This is a genomic window from Streptomyces sp. NPDC050704 (assembly GCF_040654355.1).
GTDB lineage: Bacteria > Actinomycetota > Actinomycetes > Streptomycetales > Streptomycetaceae > Streptomyces.
In genome coordinates this window covers 204,049-224,944 of sequence record NZ_JBFAHW010000001.1, presented here as the reverse complement: position 1 = coordinate 224,944, position 20,896 = coordinate 204,049, and the positions used below count along the sequence as shown (strand labels likewise).

At 69.3% G+C, this 20,896-nt stretch carries 20 protein-coding genes and 7 pseudogenes; 17 read left to right on the top strand and 10 right to left on the bottom strand.

What is annotated here, in order from left to right; genetic code table 11:
* Window positions 1-499 (top strand): annotated as a pseudogene (locus AB0I18_RS01020) (transposase); the annotation flags it as partial.
* Window positions 496-666: a hypothetical protein gene (locus tag AB0I18_RS01015; protein ID WP_356693562.1), complete on the top strand. Its 171-nt coding sequence runs from the start codon at window positions 496-498 to the stop codon at window positions 664-666. The pseudogene AB0I18_RS01020 and the gene AB0I18_RS01015, both read left to right, overlap by 4 nt.
* Before the next feature lie 69 nt (window positions 667-735).
* Here AB0I18_RS01015 and AB0I18_RS01010 read toward each other — a convergent pair whose 3' ends face one another.
* Window positions 736-1,740 (bottom strand): NADP-dependent oxidoreductase, encoded by a 1,005-nt coding sequence (locus AB0I18_RS01010; protein WP_363103187.1) that lies wholly within the window; start codon window positions 1,738-1,740, stop codon window positions 736-738.
* A 100-nt stretch (window positions 1,741-1,840) separates the two neighbouring features.
* Here AB0I18_RS01010 and AB0I18_RS01005 point away from each other — a divergent pair, with 100 nt between their 5' ends.
* The 3 genes and pseudogenes from AB0I18_RS01005 to AB0I18_RS00995 all read left to right on the top strand — a co-directional run bounded on the left by AB0I18_RS01005 (window position 1,841) and on the right by AB0I18_RS00995 (window position 3,847).
* Window positions 1,841-2,740, top strand: a complete 900-nt coding sequence (locus AB0I18_RS01005) for a LysR family transcriptional regulator (protein WP_363103186.1) — start codon at window positions 1,841-1,843, stop codon at window positions 2,738-2,740.
* A 622-nt stretch (window positions 2,741-3,362) separates the two neighbouring features.
* Window positions 3,363-3,716: pseudogene (locus tag AB0I18_RS01000) on the top strand (DUF6247 family protein).
* Window positions 3,713-3,847, top strand: a complete 135-nt coding sequence (locus AB0I18_RS00995; protein ID WP_363103185.1) for a hypothetical protein — start codon at window positions 3,713-3,715, stop codon at window positions 3,845-3,847. The pseudogene AB0I18_RS01000 and the gene AB0I18_RS00995 overlap by 4 nt, the downstream one beginning before the upstream one ends.
* A gap of 308 nt (window positions 3,848-4,155) precedes the next feature.
* Here the strand turns inward: AB0I18_RS00995 and msrA are convergent, their stop codons facing one another.
* Window positions 4,156-4,668, bottom strand: coding sequence for a peptide-methionine (S)-S-oxide reductase MsrA (gene msrA, locus AB0I18_RS00990; RefSeq protein ID WP_363103184.1), 513 nt, complete (start codon window positions 4,666-4,668; stop codon window positions 4,156-4,158).
* A gap of 243 nt (window positions 4,669-4,911) precedes the next feature.
* Here msrA and AB0I18_RS00985 point away from each other — a divergent pair.
* Window positions 4,912-5,067: pseudogene (locus tag AB0I18_RS00985) on the top strand (DUF4291 family protein); the annotation flags it as partial.
* Between the two features lie 159 nt (window positions 5,068-5,226).
* Window positions 5,227-5,997 carry a DeoR/GlpR family DNA-binding transcription regulator gene (locus tag AB0I18_RS00980; RefSeq protein WP_363103207.1) on the top strand — a complete coding sequence of 257 codons (771 nt, stop codon included), beginning with the start codon at window positions 5,227-5,229 and terminating at the stop codon, window positions 5,995-5,997.
* A 149-nt stretch (window positions 5,998-6,146) separates the two neighbouring features.
* Here the strand turns inward: AB0I18_RS00980 and AB0I18_RS00975 are convergent, their stop codons facing one another.
* Window positions 6,147-6,842, bottom strand: a complete 696-nt coding sequence (locus AB0I18_RS00975) for a hypothetical protein (protein ID WP_363103183.1) — start codon at window positions 6,840-6,842, stop codon at window positions 6,147-6,149.
* 82 nt (window positions 6,843-6,924) lie between these two features.
* Here AB0I18_RS00975 and AB0I18_RS00970 point away from each other — a divergent pair.
* Window positions 6,925-7,447 (top strand): annotated as a pseudogene (locus tag AB0I18_RS00970) (DinB family protein); the annotation flags it as partial.
* 20 nt (window positions 7,448-7,467) lie between these two features.
* Here the strand turns inward: AB0I18_RS00970 and AB0I18_RS00965 are convergent.
* Both AB0I18_RS00965 and AB0I18_RS00960 read right to left on the bottom strand, forming a co-directional pair.
* Window positions 7,468-8,471: pseudogene (locus AB0I18_RS00965) on the bottom strand (IS5 family transposase).
* Window positions 8,472-8,643: 172 nt separating this feature from the next.
* Window positions 8,644-9,312, bottom strand: a pseudogene (locus tag AB0I18_RS00960) (NAD(P)-binding domain-containing protein); the annotation flags it as partial.
* A gap of 82 nt (window positions 9,313-9,394) precedes the next feature.
* On the opposite strand from AB0I18_RS00960, the gene AB0I18_RS00955 reads away from it, so the two are divergent.
* The 4 genes and pseudogenes from AB0I18_RS00955 to AB0I18_RS00940 all read left to right on the top strand — a co-directional run.
* Window positions 9,395-9,787: a helix-turn-helix domain-containing protein gene (locus tag AB0I18_RS00955; RefSeq protein ID WP_363103182.1), complete on the top strand. Its 393-nt coding sequence runs from the start codon at window positions 9,395-9,397 to the stop codon at window positions 9,785-9,787.
* A gap of 327 nt (window positions 9,788-10,114) precedes the next feature.
* Window positions 10,115-10,684 carry a TIGR04222 domain-containing membrane protein gene (locus AB0I18_RS00950; RefSeq protein WP_363103181.1) on the top strand — a complete coding sequence of 190 codons (570 nt, stop codon included), beginning with the start codon at window positions 10,115-10,117 and terminating at the stop codon, window positions 10,682-10,684.
* 218 nt (window positions 10,685-10,902) lie between these two features.
* Window positions 10,903-11,607 carry a hypothetical protein gene (locus AB0I18_RS00945; protein ID WP_363103180.1) on the top strand — a complete coding sequence of 235 codons (705 nt, stop codon included), beginning with the start codon at window positions 10,903-10,905 and terminating at the stop codon, window positions 11,605-11,607.
* A 58-nt stretch (window positions 11,608-11,665) separates the two neighbouring features.
* Window positions 11,666-11,773 (top strand): annotated as a pseudogene (locus AB0I18_RS00940) (DUF4291 family protein); the annotation flags it as partial.
* 19 nt (window positions 11,774-11,792) lie between these two features.
* On the opposite strand, the gene AB0I18_RS00935 reads toward AB0I18_RS00940, so the two are convergent.
* Window positions 11,793-11,951, bottom strand: a complete 159-nt coding sequence (locus tag AB0I18_RS00935; protein ID WP_363103179.1) for a hypothetical protein — start codon at window positions 11,949-11,951, stop codon at window positions 11,793-11,795.
* A gap of 168 nt (window positions 11,952-12,119) precedes the next feature.
* Complete coding sequence (locus AB0I18_RS00930) at window positions 12,120-12,656, bottom strand: hypothetical protein (RefSeq protein ID WP_363103178.1); 537 nt, start codon at window positions 12,654-12,656, stop codon at window positions 12,120-12,122.
* Window positions 12,657-12,823: 167 nt separating this feature from the next.
* Between AB0I18_RS00930 and AB0I18_RS00925 the strand changes: the two genes are divergently transcribed.
* Window positions 12,824-13,744 carry a DUF5829 family protein gene (locus AB0I18_RS00925; RefSeq protein ID WP_363103177.1) on the top strand — a complete coding sequence of 307 codons (921 nt, stop codon included), beginning with the start codon at window positions 12,824-12,826 and terminating at the stop codon, window positions 13,742-13,744.
* Between the two features lie 51 nt (window positions 13,745-13,795).
* On the opposite strand, the gene AB0I18_RS00920 is transcribed toward AB0I18_RS00925, so the two are convergent.
* Window positions 13,796-14,605 (bottom strand): helix-turn-helix transcriptional regulator, encoded by an 810-nt coding sequence (locus AB0I18_RS00920; protein WP_363103176.1) that lies wholly within the window; start codon window positions 14,603-14,605, stop codon window positions 13,796-13,798.
* A 170-nt stretch (window positions 14,606-14,775) separates the two neighbouring features.
* Here AB0I18_RS00920 and AB0I18_RS00915 point away from each other — a divergent pair, with 170 nt between their 5' ends.
* A complete protein-coding gene (locus AB0I18_RS00915; RefSeq protein ID WP_363103175.1) occupies window positions 14,776-15,510 on the top strand; it encodes an SDR family oxidoreductase in 735 nt (244 codons plus the stop codon).
* Between the two features lie 189 nt (window positions 15,511-15,699).
* Here AB0I18_RS00915 and AB0I18_RS00910 read toward each other — a convergent pair whose 3' ends face one another.
* Window positions 15,700-16,089, bottom strand: a complete 390-nt coding sequence (locus AB0I18_RS00910; RefSeq protein WP_363103174.1) for a VOC family protein — start codon at window positions 16,087-16,089, stop codon at window positions 15,700-15,702.
* A gap of 266 nt (window positions 16,090-16,355) precedes the next feature.
* Between AB0I18_RS00910 and AB0I18_RS00905 the strand changes: the two genes are divergently transcribed.
* The 3 genes from AB0I18_RS00905 (at window position 16,356) to AB0I18_RS00895 (ending at window position 19,588) form a co-directional block, all read left to right on the top strand.
* Window positions 16,356-17,429, top strand: coding sequence for an iron-siderophore ABC transporter substrate-binding protein (locus AB0I18_RS00905; protein WP_363103173.1), 1,074 nt, complete (start codon window positions 16,356-16,358; stop codon window positions 17,427-17,429).
* Between the two features lie 27 nt (window positions 17,430-17,456).
* On the top strand, window positions 17,457-18,461 hold the full coding sequence (locus AB0I18_RS00900) for an iron ABC transporter permease (protein WP_363103172.1): 1,005 nt from the start codon (window positions 17,457-17,459) through the stop codon (window positions 18,459-18,461).
* A 128-nt stretch (window positions 18,462-18,589) separates the two neighbouring features.
* Window positions 18,590-19,588 (top strand): iron ABC transporter permease, encoded by a 999-nt coding sequence (locus AB0I18_RS00895; RefSeq protein ID WP_363103206.1) that lies wholly within the window; start codon window positions 18,590-18,592, stop codon window positions 19,586-19,588.
* Window positions 19,589-19,704: 116 nt separating this feature from the next.
* Here the strand turns inward: AB0I18_RS00895 and AB0I18_RS00890 are convergent, their stop codons facing one another.
* On the bottom strand, window positions 19,705-20,769 hold the full coding sequence (locus AB0I18_RS00890; protein WP_363103171.1) for an NAD(P)-dependent alcohol dehydrogenase: 1,065 nt from the start codon (window positions 20,767-20,769) through the stop codon (window positions 19,705-19,707).
* Window positions 20,770-20,896: the final 127 nt, after the last annotated feature.

Here is a 20,896-nt window from a genome sequence, read left to right as displayed (position 1 = left end):
ATGCTCGTGGTCGGCGACGGCGCGATGGGCCTGTGGAGGGCGCTGGCGGAGGTGTTTCCGCAGGCCAGGCACCAGAGGTGTTGGGTTCACAAAACCCGGAACATCACGAACGCGCTGCCGAAGTCTGCACAGCCCGGGGCGAGAGAAGGCGGTCACCGCGTTCGAGAGGGCGTATGGCGCGAAGTGGCCCAAGGCCGTCGCGAAGATCACCGACGATGCGGAGGAACTGCTGGCGTTCTACGACTTCCCCGCCGAGCACTGGATCCATCTGAAGACCACGAACCCCATCGAGTCGGCTTTCTCCACCGTGAAGCTTCGGACCAAGGTCACCCGCGGGGCCGGCAGCCCGGCAGCCGCCCTGGCGATGGTGTTCAAGCTGGTCGAGTCCGCCCAGGCTCGCCGGCGCGCGATTACCGGGGCCTCCCTCGTCGCCCTGGTCCGCTCCGGGGCCAAGTTTGAGAACGGCGTCCTGGTCGAGCGGTCCGAGGCGGCCGCATGAAGGACATGTTCGCTGCACGCGAAGCCCTGACCGACCGCGAACCGGACCGACGGGACGCCGCAGCGATGCTCGGCGATCTTCTACGCGGCACCGGCCTGGACGCCGATACGGCCCGCCTGACCGTCAACGAGCCCGCCACCAGGGTCCGGGAATCCGCTCTGATCTGACCTGGCAAGCCTGGCTTCGGTGCGCGGCCGCCGAAGTGATGCGGCACGCGCGCGACGGCCGGACCAGGCCTACGCGGGGTCCCGCACGATGATCTTTCCGGTGTTCTTGCCGTGCAGCATGCCCAGGAATGCGTCCACGATGTGCTCGAACCCGTCCACCACCGTCTGGTCCAGCGCTAGCCGGCCGCTCTGCAGATGGGGGACCGCGAACTCGTACAGCTCGTCCTGCAGATCGCGGTAGTTGCTGACCAGGAAGCCCTCCATGCGGAGGCTCTTCTCCACGATGTCCGAGTAGTTGAAGTGCGGCGGGGGCGCGTCCGGGGTGTTGTAGCGGCTGATGGTGCCGATCCGGACGATGCGCCCGAACTCGCGCAGTGCGCCCACCGCGGCGGCCAGTTGTTCGCCGCCGACGTTGTCGACGAAGACGTCGATGCCGTCCGGTGCAGCCTTGGCGAGCAGTTCAGCGGCGAGGCCGTCATGGTAGTCGAACGCCGCGTCGTAGCCCACCTCCCGGGTCAGGTGGTCGACCTTGGCCGCCGAGCCCGCGCTGCCCACGAGTCGGCCGGCGCCCAGCAGCCGGGCGAACCGGCCAGTGGCCGTGCCGACGCCGCCGGCTGCGGCGGAGACGAAGAGGTCGTCGCCCTCGCGGAGCCGGGCGATGCGGGTGAGGCCCACGTAGGCGGTCAGTCCGGTGCCGCCGAGGACGCTCAGGTACGCCGTCAGGGGGACCCCGCCGAAGCGGGGGAGTTTGCGGATCTCCTCGGGTCGGACCACGGAGTGCGTGCGCCAGCCCTGCCGGTGGAACACGATCTCGCCCTCGGGCAGCTCCGGCGTCCGCGAGGCGACGACGCGCCCGAGGCTCCGGCCCTCGAGCGGTGTGTGGAGCGCGAAGCCGCCGGGCACGTCGTCCATCATCTCGCGGTGGTACGGGTCGACGGACCAGTAGAGGTTCTCCACGAGCGCGGTGCCGACCGCAGGATCGGGAATCGCGGACTCGACGAAGACGAAATCATTGGTGGTGGGGAAACCGTGGGGGCGGGCGGTCTGCTGGACGGTGATCGCGTTCTCGGTCATGACGGGACCGTAGGACGGGAATGGAGCCCTCGGGCAGGCGGTTGGGCTCATGTGACGCCCTGTTCCATGAGCAGTTCTCATACCTCGAGGTGAGCGCCCTGTGGCCCGCACGACCGACACCGATCTCGCTCCGCATGAACTGCGCATCCTGGTGGCGGTTGCGGACGCCGGCGGCTTCTCGGCCGGGGCCGAGGCACTCGGCCTAACACAGTCCGCGGTCTCTCACTCGGTGCGCGGCAGCGAGCGCAAGATCGGCGCCGTTCTGTTCGAACGCGGCCGCAGCGGTGCGAGACCCACTCCGGCGGGGGAGAAGGCTGTGGCGCATGCGCGCCGTACCCTGCGGCTGCTGGACGTGCTCGTCGCCGAGGCGCGGCAAGCCGCCCGGTCCGAGGCGACGCAGGGGCCGGAGGGCCCGCTGCGGATCGCGGCCTTCCGCAGCACCGCGTTGCACCTGCTGCCGCCGGTCCTGCAGCGGCTGCGCGCGCGGTATCCCGGGATCGAGCCGCAGGTGCGGATCGTCCGCGAGCTCGGGCGCGGCACGGCGGGCGAGGTGGCCGACGGGCGGTCGGATCTTGCCATTGCCACCTTGGACGGAGCGCAGCTGCCGGCGGGACTGGTGGCGAGCGGACTCTTCGAAGAGAGCTACTCCCTGGTGCATCCGGCCGGACACCCGGCTCCGCGCTCGCTGCCGCTGGTCGACTGGGTCGAGAACTGCGGCTCTTACACCCGCGACTGGTGGGGCGCGCAGGACTGGATCCCGAGGGCCACGATCGAGGCCGAGGACGACGGAGCAGTGCTCTCGCTCGTGAGCGGGGGGCACGGAATGGCGATTATGCCCGCGCTCTCCCTGGTCGGAGCAACGGACTCGATCGAGATCACCGATCTCGGTCCGGAGCGCCCGACGCGCCGTGTCGGCTATGTGACCACCCCGGAGCTCGCCGGCTCCGCCGTCGTGCGCGCTCTGGTACGGGAGCTGCGGGCCGCCGGCTCCGCCATCTGACGGGCAGCGGGCAGCCAGGTCAAGGCACTGCTGCCAAATCTGAACGCGGTCAGCGAGGCGTTCAACCACCACAGCCTGCCCCTTGACCTCGTCAAACCGCTGGCGGCTGCCATGCCGTCGATGGAACCCCACGCACGACCCCAAGGCCCTCCCGGCGATCGAGCCCTCCTCAACCACCCCCAACCAGGTCGCGCGCGAGGAAGCACGCCTCGCCGCAGCCGAGATCACCGCTTCAAACCCAGAAGACGGCGGGGTACTGCGGGATCGGGGGGACGGGCGTCAAGCTGGATGACCCATTCGGGACGAACTGGGGGAGTCCTGCCCGGCGGGGTCCCTCCAGCCCCGGAAGCCACGGACAGGTAGACCGTCTCAGGGCCGGTGGACGACGCATCACCCACTGCGAGAACGACGGACGAGCGCGGGACGGGCGCGGAGCCCGTGGAGTCGACGGCGGCTCTGCCGCGTCGGAAGTGGTCCCGCCTGCCACTGAGCGCCTTTCTCTCCTCGCGCCCGTTCGGGCAGCTCGCCGAATCGCTTCTGCCTCACTCATTCGAGCGGTGGGTGAGCGCTCGCGCCCGATACGCTGACGCTTGGGATCAGAATCGCGCCCATAGGAGTAGCCATGACCACCTCCGCCGCCGGGCAACCGCTCATCCCCCCAGCCTCCTGCCACGGTTGCCGCGCTGCGGCAGGCGATCCGGCAGATCGAGCCTGCCGCCCTACCGGCCTTCACCCGGGAACTGGACCAGGCAGCCGACCAGTCCCGCAAGGCTCGGACCTGTCGCCGCTCCAGCGGTTCGTCGCCCAGTGGGCGGTCTACGTGCACGTCCAGCGCCAGCCCGACCTGGCAGTAGATTTCCGCCGCTGGGAAGACACGGTTGAGTCGGGCGATGCTGACCAGGCACGGCAGGCCGCATCTGAAATCGGGCGGATCCTGGATGAAGCCCGCGCAGCCATCGGCATCCCGGCCCGGTGAGCGGGGACTGGCACTGGGAGTACGACCCCGATCGCAACCACGTGGTGGGTGGCATCCCCGTTCATGTCGCGGCGGAAGTGGAACGTCTGGCCGACCAACTCGTCGACCTTGCCGGTATGGGCATCGCCTGAGCGATGTCGGCAACGGACCACGTCCAGGAGGCCTGCGCCGCATGGACGCCGCCGGAGGCTGATTTTACTTCCTGGTGGCACCACGCGACCCGTTGATCATCGTCGTCCGCATCGTGCCCCCGTTCGACGCACTGTGATCGGCACGGCGCCCGCCGAGCCGCCGGCCTGTCGAGCACGCCCGCACAACCTGCCTGGGCTCGAAGCAGCACTCGGCGTGACACAGCCACCGGCTGGTCGGCCGACGCAAGCAGGCCCGGCTGCAGAGCTTCGGCCAGACAGCCTCCGCCCTCCGCCGGGCCGCCTCGCGGTCAGCCCTCCGCGCGGGCCGGCAGCCGCCATCCCGGGCGCGGGAAGTGGCAGGTGTAGCCGTCCGGGTAACGCAGCAGGTAGTCCTGGTGCTCGGGTTCGGCCTCCCAGAAGGGGCCGACCGGCTCCACCTCGGTGACGACTTTGCCCGGCCACAGCCCGGAGGCGTCCACATCCGCGATCGTGTCCTCGGCGATCCGCTTCTGCTCGTCATCCACGTAGTAGATCGCCGAGCGGTAGCTGAGGCCGATGTCGTTGCCCTGGCGGTTCTTGGTGCTCGGGTCGTGGATCTGGAAGAAGAACTCCAGGAGCGTACGGAAATCGGTCCCCGCGGGGTCGAAGAGGATCTCAATGGCCTCCGCGTGCGTGCCGTGGTTACGGTACGTCGCGTTCGGCACATCCCCGCCGGTGTATCCGACCCGGGTCGCCGTCACGCCCGGGAGCCGGCGGATCAGGTCCTCCATCCCCCAGAAGCATCCGCCCGCCAGCACGGCCCTCTGCGTCTGCGCAGCCACTGCGTCCCCCTCTGATAACTGTCAGCTCGGTCACTCGGGATCATCGGTTCGCACACCACCGGCATCCCATGTCCACTCCGCACAACGCACGAAGGGCCCGGGCGATTCCGTACCCGCCCAACCGGCCCGGCGGTCCCCGGTTGCCGACGGACGTCACACCGCGCCACGGCAACCTCGCGCACCAAGGGACCGCCCGTCGAAAATCAGTGGTCGCACACGCCTCCCGGACCCAGGGTGTAGACCATGGAAGAACCCGACCGCGGGATCCGAGCGGTCTACACACCATCCACGGTCACCGTCTACCAGGCCTACTCCCCGGAGATCGGCGTGCCCGCCGTCCGAGAGAGCCGGTTCCCCACCACGTGGAAGCGGGACCGGATGACGTGGGTCTACCCGTCTGACCCCAGCTGCGGTGATGTTCGCGGCCGTCATCCCTGTCGCCGGTGCGGCGCTGTGCGGGCCGGGTGCGAAATGCGCTCCATGGCCCCGCGCAGAGTCCTCAACTGCCAGTGAACATAGGCAGGTTGGCCTTGAAGGTGACGTGTAGTGTCTCGTTTCGTGCTGGCTGAACGACGACACCAGCTCATCTTGCAGGCCCTGCGCTCCGGGGGCGCCGCCACGGTGGCCGACCTCTCTGGTCGGCTGAATGTCAGCGCTGCGACGATCCGCCGTGACCTCCTCAAACTGGAGGAGGTCGGGCTGCTCACCCGTGTTCATGGGGGTGCGGTCATCGAGGAGCCCTATCCGCCCTTCATCGAGGCCGCCGAGGTTCGGGTGACCGCCAAGGACGCGATAGCTGCCCACGCGGCGACGACGATTGAGGATGGCCAGTCGATCATCCTCGACTCCGGCACAACGGTCTACCGGCTGGCACGCCAACTGCACGGACGCCGACTCACTGTGATCACCAACAATCTCGTCGTCTACGAGGAACTCGCCGAAGAGGACAGCATTGACCTGATGCTGCTCGGCGGGATGGTCATACGCGAGTCGCGCTCGCTGGACGGTTTCATGGCCGAGGACAATCTCCGCCAAGTGCACGCTGACTGGCTGTTCATGGGCGCTTGCGGCGTCCGTCCCGGTGGGCAGGTCATGGACACCACGGTCGCCGAGGTGCCCGCACGGCGCGCCATGATCGCTGCCAGTGACAAGGTTGTGCTTCTCGTCGATCAAGGCAAGTTCCCGGGAACGGGCATGGTGAAGATCTGCGGCCCAGAAGACCTGCATACGGTAGTGACCAACGCGTCGTCGGATGATGCGACCCTCGCGGCGCTCAAGGAGGCTGGCGTGAAGGTGATGCTGGCGACTCCAGCCACGGTCAACGACTAGGGAGCGTATGTGGTTGCGATCACCAGGTGGTCCGGTGAGTTCTCTGAGCCGGATCATCGAGGCGCGCAGGTGGAGGCCGGCGAGATGGGCTGCGCCGGCGCCGTCCCCAAGTCCCTGTCCCGCACGGGGCCCCCGTCGCCCGTGCCTTCCTAGATCGTGCCGCTCCACGCCCGGCGGTTCTCCCGTCGGCGCACATGGCCGCGCCAGCCCGCGAGCAGCGTCATGCCCGTCCATGCGGCGACTCCCGTGACGAGGCCGCCGAGCCTGCCCTCGGGGTCGACGTCCACGGCGTCCTCCAGCGGGACGGCGCCTTCCGGGTCGCGGAGGATCTCGATGCGGTCGCCCACCCGGTAACCGGGGTTGCTCCCCCGGTACTCGAGGGTCTCGTCGAGTTCACCGCCCGGCCCGACCAGTGTGAACCGGTGGTTCTTGCTCGCCGTTCCCGCCGCGCTGTCCGCGGTGATCGTGACGGTCTCGCGGACGCCACGTCGGTCGAGCGCCGCCTCGGGTGCGTACTGGACGGACCCGACGAGAATGAAGAGCGCGGGGACCACGGAGAGGACTGCGAGCCACCACGCCCTGTGGAGCAGCCGCAGCACGATCACGAAGACCAGGCAGCCGAGCACGCCCGCCGCGATCGGGATGAAGTCCATGCCCAGCGTGACGTAGGCGAGTCCGGTGTTGCCGGCGGCGATCCCCCAGGCGACCAGCAGCACCCAGAGCGTGGCGAGTACGGACGCCCCGGCGCTCCTTCCCGTGCGCTGCCCACCTGGAGCGGGCACTCCGGCCCCGGCCGTGTCCCCGACGCCGCCCGCCACGGGCGCGTTCATCCTCTGATCGCTCATCCGCGCAGCATACGAGGCGGCCGGAACCCCGTGCCCACGTGGCCCGGGACCGGTGTCAGTGGCGTGTGCCAAGGTGCCGTACATGACGGCCACACCCGACGGACGCCCGGTCCCGCCCGCGCACGCCGACGAACGCACCGTGCTGACGGCCTGGCTGGACTTCCACCGGTCCACTGTGGCGCTGAAGTGCGCGGGCCTCGATGACACGCAGGCGCGCAGGACGGCCGTAGTGCCCTCGTCCATGACGATGATCGGCCTAATCCAGCACATGGCGGAGATCGAGCGGAACTGGTTCAGCCGCGTGTTCGCCGACGAGGACGTGGCGCTGCTGTTCGGGGACCACGGCGGGTTCGGATTCACCCTCGACCCGGACCGGACCCTCGAGGAGGCGCTGGCGACCTGGCAGGCGGAGGTGGAACGCAGCCGTGAGCTGATCGTACGCTCCGCTCGACGCCCCCGGCAGGCTGTCGGAGGAGAACGCCGCCGTCCTCGGCGAGGACAGTGTGTCCCTGCGCTGGATCCTGATCCACATGATCGAGGAGTACGCCCGTCACAACGGTCACGCGGACCTGATACGCGAAGCCGTCGACGGCGTCACGGGCGCTAGGGAGCGTATGTGGTTCGATCACCAGGTGGTCCGGGTGAGTTCTCTGAGCCAGATCATCGAGGCGCGCAGGTGGAGGCCGGCGAGGTAGCTGTCGGGGGTCTTGTCGTAGCGGGTGGCGATGCCTCGCCAGGCTTTCAACCTGTTGGTCAGACGCTCGACGGTGTTCCGCTCTTTGTAGAGGTCGGCGTCGTGGCTGACGGGCCTGCCGCCCTTGCTGCCCTTGTTCTTCCGGTTGGCGGCCTGGTCCTTCTTCTCCGGGATGACCGCCTTGATGCGGCGTTTGCGCAGGTGGGCGCGGTTGCCGCGGGACGAGTATGCCTTGTCACCGGCGACCGCGTCGGGCCGGGCGTGAGGACGGCCGACGGGCCTGCGGACCCGTATCTTCTTCAGTACCGGGATGAACTGCGGACTGTCAGCGGCCTGCCCCGCGGTCAGGATGAAAGCCAGCGGGCGGCACTTCCGGTCGCCGGCAACATGGATCCTGCTGGTCTGCCCGCCCCTGGAGCGTCCGAGGAGGGCGGCCTTCAGCCGGAGTTCGCGCCGTCGCCGGATGCGTCGTCGCTCTTCCCGCTGAGGGTTGCTTTCGGTCCGCTGCCCGGTTTGTTCGTCGCGGTCGCCCCCTTTGACCTGGCCTTCTCCGCCTCGGCTGCAGCCTTCTCCATAGCGGTGAGGACGTCCTCGTCCAGGTGCATGCCGGCCGCATCGTGATGGGCCCGCGCGGTGGTGGAGTCGATGCTGACCAAGGACAGGTCCACCTCGCCCCGCTTCGCGGCCTGTGCGATCACGCCCTCCATCAGGGCTTCGAAGACTCCGGCGTCACGCCACTGCCGGAAGCAGTTGTGGACGGTCGACCAGACGCCGAACTCCGTCGGCATCTCCCGCCACTGCCCGCCCGTTTTGAACCGCCAGATCACGCCCTCGAACTGTTGCCTCAGCCGCTCGGGGTACGGGCCGTACTCGCCGATCGGCAGATACGACTCGATGAACTCCCACTCTGAATCAGTCAGTTGCACGCGAGTCACCCAAGAAGGTGTACCTGTCCAGGCCCCGCCACGCAGGCAAAACTCGCAGATTGATCACGACCCACATATGCTCCCTAACGCAAAAAGGACTACGAACGCGGGTTTACGTGGGTCATCAAGCCGCGTTCACAGCCCCGTTCGGGGCATATCGCCGGGCGCACGAGAGGTACGGCTACTTCTGTGAGCTGGTGCGCCTGTCGATTGAGGGGACTTGAGGGACGGCGGAGTTGGGGTCGAAGCCTGCGAAGGCCAAACCGATGACGAAACCCGCCACCTCCTCCAACTGGCGGACGCGATCCAGCGCCCCCAGAGTCGCCGGGGTCCCACCGACGTCACGGACCAGTTCGCCGACGACGTGCAGTGCCGTCGCGTCGTCGCCGCACATCGCCACCGTTACACGGGGTCGGGCGCCATCGGGTGGGCTGATCCACTGGGCGGCTGGAAAGAGATGGAACGCCTTCACGACCCGGGCGCCCGGAGCAAGCCCGGCGATCCGCCCCGCCATCGACTCGCCGTGTTCGGTGAGCAGAGTGCCGACACCATGCGTGACAGCGTTCGTGGGATCGATCAACGGCGTCCCCTTGAGTACGCCGTCGGATGCGCCCACCGATCCCATCATGTCCTCGACGCCATCCCAGGACACGGCGAGCAGTACCGCATCGCGCCCGGCGGCCGCCTCACGCGGCGCGACGGCGAGTACTCCGTGGCCCAGCCGCTCAGCAAGCTTCTCCGCCTTGGCCTGCGACCGTCCGCCGACCGCCACCTCATGTCCTGCACGTGCCCAGCCCTCACCCAGGGCCGCCGCCAGTGTTCCTGTTCCCAGGATCCCGATGCGCATCCGTCTGTGCCTTTCCCGTAGCGGTCGGTTGGGTGGTTACGGTAGGGAAGGCGTAATGCACCGATCGGTGTGTGACGGACGCGCGATGATGGGCGACGAGATGACTGATCACGACGCCCACTGCTATGAGTTGGTCGCCGATTGCCGTTTGCGCGCGGCCACCGATCTTTTCGCTCACACCTGGGATCCCGTTGTGTTGGCGGCTCTTCGAGTGGGACCTCACCGACGCCGCGAGCTGCGCGCCGCGATCGGTGGCATCAGCGACAAAGTCTTGACCGACTCCTTGCACCGTCTGCTCGCGGACGGACTGATCGAGCGCCAGGCACACGCCGAGGCGCCACCGCGCGTCGACTACGCCCTGACCGGCTTGGGGCAGAGCCTGGTCGAGGGCCCGATGATGGCGCTCGGACGCTGGGCGCTCGAGCACGGTGACGAACTTCTTGAAGCGCAGGAGAGCAGTACCGCAAGAGGTTTGTGAACGCGGCTTGTCGTGGGTCTCACTGTCCCGCCTCGTCTGCTCCTGAGGCCTCGCCGGGCCGTGGCCGCTCGGTCCGGTACCGCTGGTGGTCCTGACTGTCCTCAAGTGCTACGTGCCCAATGCTGACGGGGCTTGATCTCCTCTGGAGAGCGGCCAGGCGCATTCGGCGTACGCCTTGCTCTCCTTCCCCAACCGGAAAGCTCAACTGTTGCTCTGAAGTGGCAGGGGACAGGGTTGTGCGCTCTTCTGCCGGGCGACACTGCGGGCAGGCAAGCTGTCCGAAGGGGGCTCGGTATGGGAATTGGGTTTCGGCGGTCCGCTTCGGCGATGGAGGAGCCCGGGGTCCTGGACGCCTACGACGTCGCCTTCCTGGCAGGCGGGACACAGAGGGTGGTGGAAAGCGCGATGATCGCGCTGTCCGATTGCGGCCTGCTGAAGCTCAGCGGTTCACGAGTGCGGGCCGTGAGTGAGGCGCTGCCTCGGCACCCGGTCGAGCGTGCCCTGATCGCCGCGTGTCCGCGCAACAGGAGCGCCACCTTTGTACTCGCCGCTCTGCAACGCTCCCCGGAGGTGCAGGAGATCGCCTGCCGACTTGCTGCGCTGAGCCTGGTGACGGGGTCTCGGCACCGGCTGACGCGGCTGGGCAGACGGCAACTGCGGGCGGCCGAACAGGGCGAGGGTTTGCCGGACTACATCTTCGGTGGTCCCGCTGTCCTCCCGGACGGCCTGGTCCGACGCGGCGTTGTCAGCGCGCGGCCGGTCCCGCCCGGTCTGGGCCGGGCTCTGATCCGCATGGGCAAGGCCCTGGACCACGACTCCGACTCCGGTTCCGGTTCCGACTCGGACGCCGGCTCGGGCGGCGCCTTCAGCTGTGGTGGTGGGAGCGGCAGTCACTGAGGCCTCACACACCGGACACGCTGCCGCACCGGCGACGCATCGAAGAGATGGGACTGCGGCGTATGAGGCTCTGAACGCGGCTTGACGTGGGCCTCCTGGTCAGACGCTCAGTCACGGGCCGGCACAGCGGTGAGCACGAGTCGAGGGGCGCCGGCGTTGTCAGTGGTCCGCCATAGGCTCGGTCCCGTTCGAAGGCGGGCATCGGCGGATGGGACGACGTGAGCTTTGATCTTGCGGTGTGGTTCGAACCCGAGCGGGTCTCGGCCTCTGACGCCGCCGGGAAGTACGACCGGCTGTGTGCCAGCGACCTCGCAGGGGCGGGAGTTGTCGCGAGCGAGGCCGTGGCTGCGTTCCATCAGGCGCTGATCATGGAATTCCCCGAACTTTCGTCTGCCGGGGACGGCTGTCGGCAGGTGGCGGCGTCGCCGTGGACGGCAGGCCTCGACGTCTCTGCCGCTCATCTGCTCATGGCCATGTCGTGGAGTCGGGCCAGTGAGACCGCGCCCGATGTGGTGGCCCTCGCCGGCCGCCATGGACTGGTCTGTTTCGACCCGCAGGCGGAGGTGCTTCACCTTCCGCCCGCGCTGCGCGGGGCAGATGCATTGAGTCTTCAGCCGTGTGTTGGGTTGAAGGTCGAGGACCCGGACCTTGATGTGATCGAACGTGCCGTACGCCGTTTGTCCGCGGAGAACTGGTTCTTGATTCTGGAGAAGCGGCTGGGCCGCTACCTCCAGGTCGGACAAGGGCCGAACGCAGGCCTGTCCGCAAGCGGATTCGCCGTCGAACACCGGGATGGTTCGCCGGACCGGCACTACCGGTGTGTGCTGAGCGAGAAGGATCAAGTAGCAACGATCTTCGCCGACTTCGCTTCAGGTGAGGCCGCATGGAGCGTGGACGCGCGATGGGACAAGGTGTCGATGTAACCGGAGTGGGCCCGCCACCTCCGCAGCCAACTGCCCCGGATGTGGTCTGTGAGCGCGGCACCCCGGCCGTGCCACTTGGCAGCGTCAGCTGAAGCGCGCGCCCGCTCGCATCCAGTGGGACCCGGAGCGCGATCTGCATCTGCACGCCCTGCCGTACCGGTCCCTGGCCTCCCCGGCTCGGGGCGCTACCCGGAGTACGAGTACGAGTACGCGATCGTGCTGGACCGGGACAACACGATCCTCGTCGAACTCTTCGCGGGCACAGACGTGTTCGTGGTGACCATGGACTGGTCGGACACGCCGACCGGGCAGCCTGCCGGATACCCGACGGCGTGGGTGGCCAAGGCCCTACGCTCAGGTCCCGCTCACGCAGGCGGCGGGCAGGTGCGGCCGCTACGTCGCGGTCGACCTCGCGGTGGATCGTACGGCGGTGCCGTCGGCACATCGCTGGGCTACGCGATGACGACGCGCCGAGACATCGGCGTCCCTGATAGCCGATGGCCGATGGCCCGCTACTCCGTGTCGTCGGACGCGGGCGGCTCTGCGGATGCCGGCTCTCCACGACCAATCGTCATGGACCAGCTCACAGCCGAGGGCGCTTCGACGGAAACAGTGCCGCCGCGTTCCACTCCTGTGACACCGACCTGGTTGTAGGTGGTGCTCACTTCACCGGCGAGACAGTCCAGCGAAAAAGAGACCTGCACAGGCCGCACCGTGACATCGAGCTTTCCCTTGCCCTGGCAACGCACTGCGACGATCAGCGCATCGCCCTTTTTTCCTTTGCTGAATTCGATGCTGCGGTTCCCGTTCGTCCTGCCTTGGCGGGCGGCGACAGTCTCGGTCGCGTCCAGATCCGGAGCGCGCTCCACCAGGGGCTCGACGGCATCGGCGGGTGCGGTCTCTGCTGCCGGGCTGTGCTTGGACGACTGCGGGGGTTGTTGGGGTTGTTGGGGTTGTCCGGCGTCGGAGTCGCTTGATGAACAGGCAGTGGCAGAAAGGAGCACCACGGCTGACAAGAGGCTCAGCTCGGCACGAATTCGGCGAGACATTTCAGGACTCCCAGATCAGTAGGTGGAGCTGATTCAAAGGTTTGAGGATGGAAGCAGCACCTCGCCGGGCGTCAAGTGCCGTTCGTTTCGACCTCGTTCGAAACGAACGGCGGCTGTGGTCTTCCTGTCCTACGATCCCCGACATGCTGATTCGTCGGACATTACGGATGATCATCGTGCTCGCTGTCGCCCTCGCCTGTGCGGTCGGGGGTGGTGCGGTGACGGCGCAGGCCGAGGGGAGCCGGTCGTCGCACGACCGGCAGCTGCTGTTCTACAACCACTCCTACGGAGTCGTCGACCGGGAGACCGCCGACGCCATCGAGCACTCCGCCTACCTGCGGGACTTCGCCAACTTCCATGTCAACACCACGACCGGTGCCGACGGACAGACCTGGACCGGCCGCTACCTGTTGGGCCGCGAGACCTACGTCGAACTGTTCGGAGTCGGTGACATCGCCGGCCCGGAGGGCACCCTCGGCTCCACCGGCCTCGGCGTGTCGACCGAGCGTGCGGGAGACCTGGGGACGGTCACCGAGCGGCTGAAGGACGAGGGTGTCGCCGACCCCGTCGAGTTCTTCCAGACGCGTGACTTCGGGGACGGCGTCCGCGTGCCGTGGTTCGACGCCATCCTCACCACCAGCGAGAGCGACGCCTTCGGCGCCTGGGCGATGGAGTACCGGCCGGAGTACTTCGCCGACCCGCGCAGCAACTCCGAGCCGCCGAGTTTTCCCGGTGACGTCGGCCGGGAGCGCTACCTGACCGACAGCTACCAGAACCGTCTGATGCGTGACGTGACCTCTGTCCGCTTCGCGGTCACCGAAAGCGACCTCGCCGACACCGTGCCGCTGCTGCGGGCCGGCGGGTTCTCCGTCCGGACCGTGGCAGGCGGGGGCGTCGTCGCGGAGCGCGGCGGCACCACGATGCGGTTCGAAACCGTCCCGCGCGACCGGGCGGGGTTGCAGCGCGTCGAGTTCTCGCTCAACCGGCCCGTGAAGGACCAACACGTGGAACAGATCGGTCACTCGAAGCTCGTCGTCGGCCCGGGCAGCCACGCCGTGTGGACGTTCGCCGCCAACGGCACCCAGTAGGGGCAGACAGGAGACAGGGCCAAAGGGGCGCGACCTCGTCGAGGCCGCGCCTCAGCCCGCCGGTTCCCGGTCGTCGGAATAGACCACCAGCGTCTGTTCCGGCTGTTCGGCCAGGTGGAACGCGGTGAACGCGTAGTCGACCACCCCGCGTCCCGGGCACCGCAGCCGTTTCCGTCCGCCGCGCTGCTCCTGCACGTCGTACCGCGGCCACCAGGCCCGTACTTCCGGGCTGCCCTCGTGCAACTCGTCGATCAGCCGGGTGTAGCGCGGGTCGCCTGGATGGCGTCCGGAATGCGTCCGCAGTCGGGCGAGCAGGCCGCGCGCCTCCGGCTCCCAGTCGACCAGGAAGTCCCGGGCCGCGGGGTCGAGGAACACCCAGCGGGCGAAGTTCGCCGGCCGGTCCGCTGCTGCTGCCGCCGCGGTGAGGTTCGGGAACAGCTCGGCGGCCGCCGGGTTGTGGCTGAGCACGTCGTAGTTGCCGTCGATGATGTACGCCGGGTGCGGCTGGAGCAGGAGCGGGACGGCCGCCACCTCGGCGGGGAGCGGCTCGGGTTGCTCGGCCTCGGCCGCGGTCGCGTGACCGGCGAGCCGGAAGAGGTGTCCGCGCTCGTGCCGGTCGAGCCGCAGCGCCGAGGCGAGGGCGTCGAGCACCTGGTCCGAGGCGCGGATGTCCCGGCCCTGCTCCAGGTACGTGTACCAGGTGGCACTCATCCCGGCGAGCAGGGCGAGCTCCTCCCGGCGCAGGCCCGGGGTCCGGCGTCGGCCGGTCTGCGGCAGGCCGACCTGGTCGGGCGTGATCCGCTCTCTGCGGCTGCGCAGGAAAGCACTCAGCTCACGGCGTTGACCGGGCTGTTTCGGCACAGTGGATGGCACCCCTGGTTCCAGAATAAACACGCTCTGGATACCAGGCTAAGGCCATCGCAGACTGATGTCCGCGCACCGGATGGCACAGGTGGCACGGGTGGCCCCGATGCGCGGACGGGTTCCGGGCATTCGCCGGCCCGGTGACGAGTGAGAAGAAGGAAGACATCATGTCGGGAATCGACGGCAAGGTCGTGGCGATCACGGGAGCCGGCAGCGGCATCGGCGAGGCGACCGCCCTGCTGCTCGCCGAGCGGGGCGCGCGGCTCGTCCTGGGTGCGCGCCGCTCCGAGCGCCTCGCGGATCTGGTGGCCCGGATCGAGAAGGCGGGCGGCTCGGCCGTGCAGACCCGCACGGACGTGACCCGCCGGGACGACCTGCACGCCCTGGTCGCGCTGGCCGGTGAGCGATTCGGCCGGCTCGACGTGCTGGTCAGCAACGCCGGGTCCGGAGCCATCTCACCCCTCGACGACCTGCGCGTCGACGAGTGGGACCAGATGGTCGACGTCAACATCAAAGGCGTACTGCACGGAATCGGCGCCGCGCTGCCGGTCTTCCGGGCGCAGGGCACCGGGCACTTCATCACCATCGCCTCCACGGCCGCGTTTCGCGTCGTGCCGGCCATGGCGGTCTACGCCGGTACGAAGATCGCGGTCCGCGCCATCTGCGAAGGCCTGCGCCAGGAGGCCGGCGACTCCCTGCGGGTGAGCACCGTCTCGCCCGGCGTGGTCGACACCGACTTCACCGAGGCATCGACGAATCAGGCGGTCCGGACGCAGATCATGGGCCTCCGGCAGATCGCGATCCCGCCGGACGCGATCGCCCGGGCCATCGCGTTCGCGATCGAGCAGCCCGCCGCCGTCGACGTGAACGAGATCGTCGTCCGGCCGACCGCCCAGAACTGACCACCGCTCAGCCGAACCACGGCCCCGGCCTCAGCATCGGCATCGGCATCGGCCACGGCCACGGCCCTGGAGTCGGCCCGCCGAGTCGCCTGAGGGCCGGAGACCCGAAGTCCCGAAGTCCCGGAGCCCCGAGGACCGGAGACCGGCGGCCCGGGACCGGTCACGTACCGCCTACGCCTACGCCTACACCTACGCCCCGCCCCCACTCCCATAAGGCCGAGTAAGAATCTCCAAGCTGTGTCCGTTCGGGTCCTCGAAGTACGTGCCCCGGCCCCCGTCGTTCGTGTTGATCTCGTTGGCGCGGCGGTGGCCCGGGTCCGCCCAGTAGGTGAGACCGGCGTCCCGGATGCGGGCGAAGATCGTGTCGAAGTCGGACTCCGAGACCAGGAACGCGTAGTGCTGCGGCGGGATGGAGCCGGTCGCGTCCATGTAGTCGAGCGTGACGCCGTTGGGGATCGGGACCGGGATGAAGGGGCCGTACTGCGGGCTCACTTCCAGGCCCAGGATGTCGGCGAAGAAATGGGCCGAGGCCTTCTTGTCGTGGGCGGCGACGATCGTGTGGTTCAGCTCGACGGTCATCGGGCGTACCTCCTCGGCGGGTCGGCAGTGACCTCGGACTCGGCCGGCCGGCAGTGACCCGGCTCGGCCGCTCGGCGGCGACCCCGGCTCGGCCGGCGGCGCCCCAGGACCTCTCCGTGCCCCTTCCACGCTATGCGCCCGCGAGGCACTGAGGCAGCCCCTCGCCAGCCACTCGGAGCCCGCACAGATACGACGGGTAAGGTAAGCCTTGCCTAGGGGGGCCAGAGTGGCTGAGTGAACTGAGAAACCGAGCATCGGAGCAAGTCGTGCGCGCGTTGGCGTTGAAGGCCGTTCTGGCCATGTCGGTCGTCGGCGGTCTCGTGGCCGGATGCTCGTCCTCCGGGAGTTCGGGGAGTTCGGGGAGTTCCGGCGGCGGTGAGAACGAGGGTGGCGGCAAGAGCGACCGCAACCTCGTCGCCGGCGCCTCCGAAGGCCCCGCCGCCGCACCCAGCGCCCTGGCCGACGGCATGGGTACGAAGGCCGCCGACGGGACGTTTCCCCGTACCGTCAGCCACTTCAAGGGCAAGACGGAGATCGACTCGGCGCCCAAGCGGATAGCCGTGCTCAGCACCGGGCAGCTCGACGACCTCCTCACCCTGGGAGTCGTACCGGCCGCCACCACCCGTGCCGACAACGCCGGTCTCGTCCCCGGCTATCTCGCCGACGCCTTCCCCCAGTACAAGAAGCAGCTCGCGGGGATGACCGACTCGGGCACCCGGGCCGCACCCAACCTCGAAACGCTCGCCACCGCCAAGCCCGACCTCATCCTCGCCAACGACTCGCTCGGTGACCTCTACCCCAAGCTGTCGAAGATCGCCCCGACCGTGATCACCGCGGGCAACGGCATCAACTGGAAGCGGGACCTGCTGCTCGTCGGCGACGCCCTCGGCAAGGGCGAGCAGGCGCGGGAGCTGCTCGACCAGCACGCCGAGGAGGCCGCCGCGGCGGGTGAGCGGGTCGACGGGAAGGACACCGCCGTCTCCATGGTGCGGTTCACGCCCGACCGGACGCGGATGTTCGGCGTCTCCTCCTTCACCGGGTCGATCGCCGTCGACATGGGGCTCGGGCGGCCCAAGTCGCAGCAGTTCAAGGCGATTTCGCAGGACATCGGAGCGGAGAGCATCGACGTCGCGGACGGGGACTGGATCTTCTACTCCGTGCAGGGGGACGAGGGAAAGACGGACGCCGGGAGCGTGCTCGCCGGACCGCTGTGGAAGTCGATGAAGGCGGTCGGGGCCAAGCACGCCGTCAAGGTCGACGACGACCCCTGGTACCTCAACGCGGGCCCCACCGCCGCCGACCTGGTCGTGAAGCAGCTCACCGAGTCACTGGGCAAGTAGGCACGTGAACGCGAGCGGACCAAGTACGTGACCGCACGCACAACGACGGTACGTACGGGCTGGCTGGCCGCCGCCCTCCTCCTCACCCTCGTCGCCGTCGCCCTCAGCCTCGCCGTCGGCACCCGCCCGGTGCCGTTGTCCGCCGTGCTCGACGCACTGCTGCACGGCGGCGGCTCACGGGACGCGCTGGTCGTACGGTCGCTGCGGCTGCCGCGGACCGAGGTCGGGCTCGCCGCCGGGGCCGCGCTCGGGCTCGCGGGGGCGGCGTTGCAGGCCGTCACCCGCAACCCGCTGGCCGATCCGGGCATCCTCGGACTGAGCCAGGGGGCCGCGGCCGGCGTGGTGTTCGCCATCTCGGGCGGTCTTGCGAACGGGTTCGGCGGATACGTCTGGTACGCCTTCGCCGGTGCCGTCGCCGCCGCCTGCCTGGTGTACTCCATCGCCGCGCGAGGCCGGGGCGGGGCCTCGCCGGTCAAACTGGCGCTCGCCGGGACCGCGCTGTCCGCGATGGTGGCGGGCGGCACGACCGTGGTCCTGACGACCAGTTCGGCGACTCTCGACCAGTTCAGGTTCTGGCAGGTGGGCGCGTTGAGCGGGCGCGACGCGGGGACGGTCGCGCAGATGCTGCCCTTCCTCGTCGGCGGCGCCCTGCTGGTGCTCGGCTGCGCGCGCGGCCTGGACGCACTCGCCCTCGGCGACGACACCGCGCGTGCGCTGGGCCACAAGGTCCAGCTCGTACGGGTCTGCGCGGCGCTCGGTGCCACCGTTCTGACCGCCGCCGCGGTGGCCGCCGCCGGACCGATCGCCTTCATCGGCCTCGCCGTACCGCACCTGGCCCGCCGCCTGGTCTCGGGCGGCCACCGCTGGAGCCTCCCGCTCGCCGCCCTCCTCGGAGCGGCCCTGCTGCTCGCGGCGGACGTGGCGGGACGGGTGATCCGGGCGCCGGCGGAGGTACCGGCCGGGGTGATGACGGCCCTCGTGGGCGTGCCGGTGCTGGTCGTGCTCGTACGCCGAAAGGGGGCGGCCTCGTGACGTCACCCTCCCCGACGCCCTCTCCTCCACAGCCGCCCACGTACCCCCGCTCGGCCGGACTCTCCGTACTCCGCCTCCGTCGCCGTTCCTCCTCCTCCCCCTCCCTCCTCCCCTCCCTCTCCCTCCTCCTGCACCGGCGCTCGGCGGCCGTCGCGGGCGTTCTCGTCCTGCTCCTCGCGGGCGTCATGCTGCTCTCGGCGTGCGTCGGGCAGACGTACATCGCGCCGGACGAGGTCTGGCGGGTCCTGCGCGGCCACGGCGGCCCGTACGAGCTGATCGTCGGCGAGCTGCGCGTCCCGAGGATCGTGCTCGGAGCGATGGTCGGGGCCGCGCTGGGGCTCTCGGGGGCGCTCGTACAGACCGTGACGCGCAACCCGCTGGCCAGTCCGGACGTCATCGGCGTCGGACACGGCGCCGCCGCCGCGACGGTGCTGGCGCTCGCCACCGGCACGGTCGCCTCCCCCGGCGCGCTCCCGGCGGTCTCGGTCGCGGGCGGTCTCGCGGCCGCCGCGCTCGTGTACGTACTGGCCTGGCGGCACGGTATGCAGCCGAGCCGGTTCGTGCTGACCGGGGTCGGGATCGGTGTCGCCCTCTCCGCCGTCGTCCAGCTCTATCTCACCGAGAGCGAGTTGGCCGCCGCCGAGCAGGTCAAGCTGTGGCTCACCGGCAGCCTCAACGGGCGCGGCTGGGAGCAGGCGGGCCCCCTCGGCTGGGTACTGCTCCTCTCCCTGCCCGCCCTGGTCTGGGCGAGCCGGGCACTGCGACCGCTCGGCCTGGACTCCGACACGGCCGCCGCGCTCGGCGTCCGGGTGCACCGGACGCAACTCGCCCTGACCGTCCTGGGCGTGGTCCTGGCGGCGACCGCCACAGGCGCGGCGGGCCCGATCGGCTTCATCGCCCTCACCGCCCCCCAACTGGCCCGCCGCCTGACCCGCACCCCTCAACTCCCGCTGATCGCTTCAGCGTTGACAGGCGCGGTGGTCCTGGTAACGGCGGACCTGGCCGCCCGCGCACTGATGCCCCCACTGGAAATCCCAGTGGGGGCACTAACAGCCTTGGTGGGCGGCCCATACTTGCTATGGCTCCTTTCCGGCCCCAGAGGGCAGGGGCGCAGCCCCGCCCCCTAGGGGCGCGAGGAGGACAGGGGCGCAGCCCCGTCCTCCAGGGGCGCGGGGAACTGCGCGCCCAGCCCCAACGAACCCGCAGCCAAAATCCGCCCAACCAGCGGAGCGAACCGGCGGAGCTAAATGGTCGCGGTGTCGATCACAAACCGGTACCGCACATCACTGGCCAGCACCCGCTCGTACGCCTCGTTGATCTCAGCCGCACTGATCAGCTCGATCTCGGCACCAAAGCCGTGCTCGGCACAGAAGTCGAGCATCTCCTGGGTCTCCTGGATGCCACCGATGCCGGACCCGGCAAGGGTCTTGCGGCCGGCGATGACGGAGAACAGGTTGAGCGCGACCGGCTCCTCGGGCGCGCCCACGTTCACGAAGGCGCCGTCCGTCTTGAGGAGGGACAGGAAGACGTCCAGGTCGAGCGGAGCGGAGACCGTGGACAGGATGATGTCGAACGTGCCGCGCAGCTCCTCGAAGGTCTTCGGGTCGCTGGTCGCGTAGTAGTGGTCGGCGCCCAGCTTCAGGCCGTCGTCCTGCTTGCGGAGTGACTGGGAGAGGACCGTGACCTCGGCGCCCAGGCCGTGCGCGATCTTGACGCCCATGTGGCCGAGGCCGCCCATGCCGAGGATGGCGACCTTCTTGCCGGGTCCTGCGTTCCAGTGCTTGAGCGGGGAGTACGTGGTGATGCCGGCGCAGAGGAGCGGTGCGGCCTCGTCGAGGGACAGGCCCTCGGGGATGCGGACGGTGTAGTTCTCGTCGACGACGATGTGTGTGGAGTAGCCGCCGTAGGTCGGCTCGCCGTTCTTGTCGAGGGCGTTGTACGTGCCGACGTTGCCCTTGACGCAGTACTGCTCCAGGCCCGCCCGGCAGTTCTCGCACTCGCGGCAGGAGTCGACCATGCAGCCGACGCCCACCCGGTCACCGACGGTGAACTTGCTCACTCCGGAGCCGACCTCGGTGACGATGCCGGCGATCTCGTGGCCGGGGACCATCGGGAAGATGGCCTCGCCCCAGCCCTCGCGGGCCTGGTGGATGTCCGAGTGGCAGATGCCCGCGAACTTGATGTCGATGAGGACGTCGTGCTCGCCGACCGGGCGGCGCTCGATGGTCGTGCGCTCGAGCGGTGCCTTGGCGGCGGGGGCGGCGTATGCGGCGACAGTGGTCGTGCCGTCAGTCGTACCAGTGGTCATGCCGGGGGTTCTCCTAAGGAGTGGTTCCGCGCCCGGTCCGCCTTCCGGCCGGGTGCGCGTCCAGCTTGCCCCACGACCTGGCTGCCACCCAGGTCACCGCTCTGCGTATGTCCCCTGGTCCTACTAC

Bases quoted from the DNA above. Each gene is read 5' to 3' on its own strand.
- AB0I18_RS01015 (WP_356693562.1), top strand. From the start codon at position 496: ATGAAGGACATGTTCGCTGCACGCGAAGCCCTGACCGACCGCGAACCG.
- AB0I18_RS01010 (WP_363103187.1), bottom strand. From the start codon at position 1,740: ATGACCGAGAACGCGATCACCGTCCAGCAGACCGCCCGCCCCCACGGT.
- AB0I18_RS00975 (WP_363103183.1), bottom strand. From the start codon at position 6,842: ATGAGCGATCAGAGGATGAACGCGCCCGTGGCGGGCGGCGTCGGGGAC.
- AB0I18_RS00955 (WP_363103182.1), top strand. From the start codon at position 9,395: ATGATGGGCGACGAGATGACTGATCACGACGCCCACTGCTATGAGTTG.
- AB0I18_RS00950 (WP_363103181.1), top strand. From the start codon at position 10,115: ATGGAGGAGCCCGGGGTCCTGGACGCCTACGACGTCGCCTTCCTGGCA.
- AB0I18_RS00930 (WP_363103178.1), bottom strand. From the start codon at position 12,656: ATGTCTCGCCGAATTCGTGCCGAGCTGAGCCTCTTGTCAGCCGTGGTG.
- AB0I18_RS00925 (WP_363103177.1), top strand. From the start codon at position 12,824: ATGATCATCGTGCTCGCTGTCGCCCTCGCCTGTGCGGTCGGGGGTGGT.
- AB0I18_RS00915 (WP_363103175.1), top strand. From the start codon at position 14,776: ATGTCGGGAATCGACGGCAAGGTCGTGGCGATCACGGGAGCCGGCAGC.
- AB0I18_RS00910 (WP_363103174.1), bottom strand. From the start codon at position 16,089: ATGACCGTCGAGCTGAACCACACGATCGTCGCCGCCCACGACAAGAAG.
- AB0I18_RS00890 (WP_363103171.1), bottom strand. From the start codon at position 20,769: ATGACCACTGGTACGACTGACGGCACGACCACTGTCGCCGCATACGCC.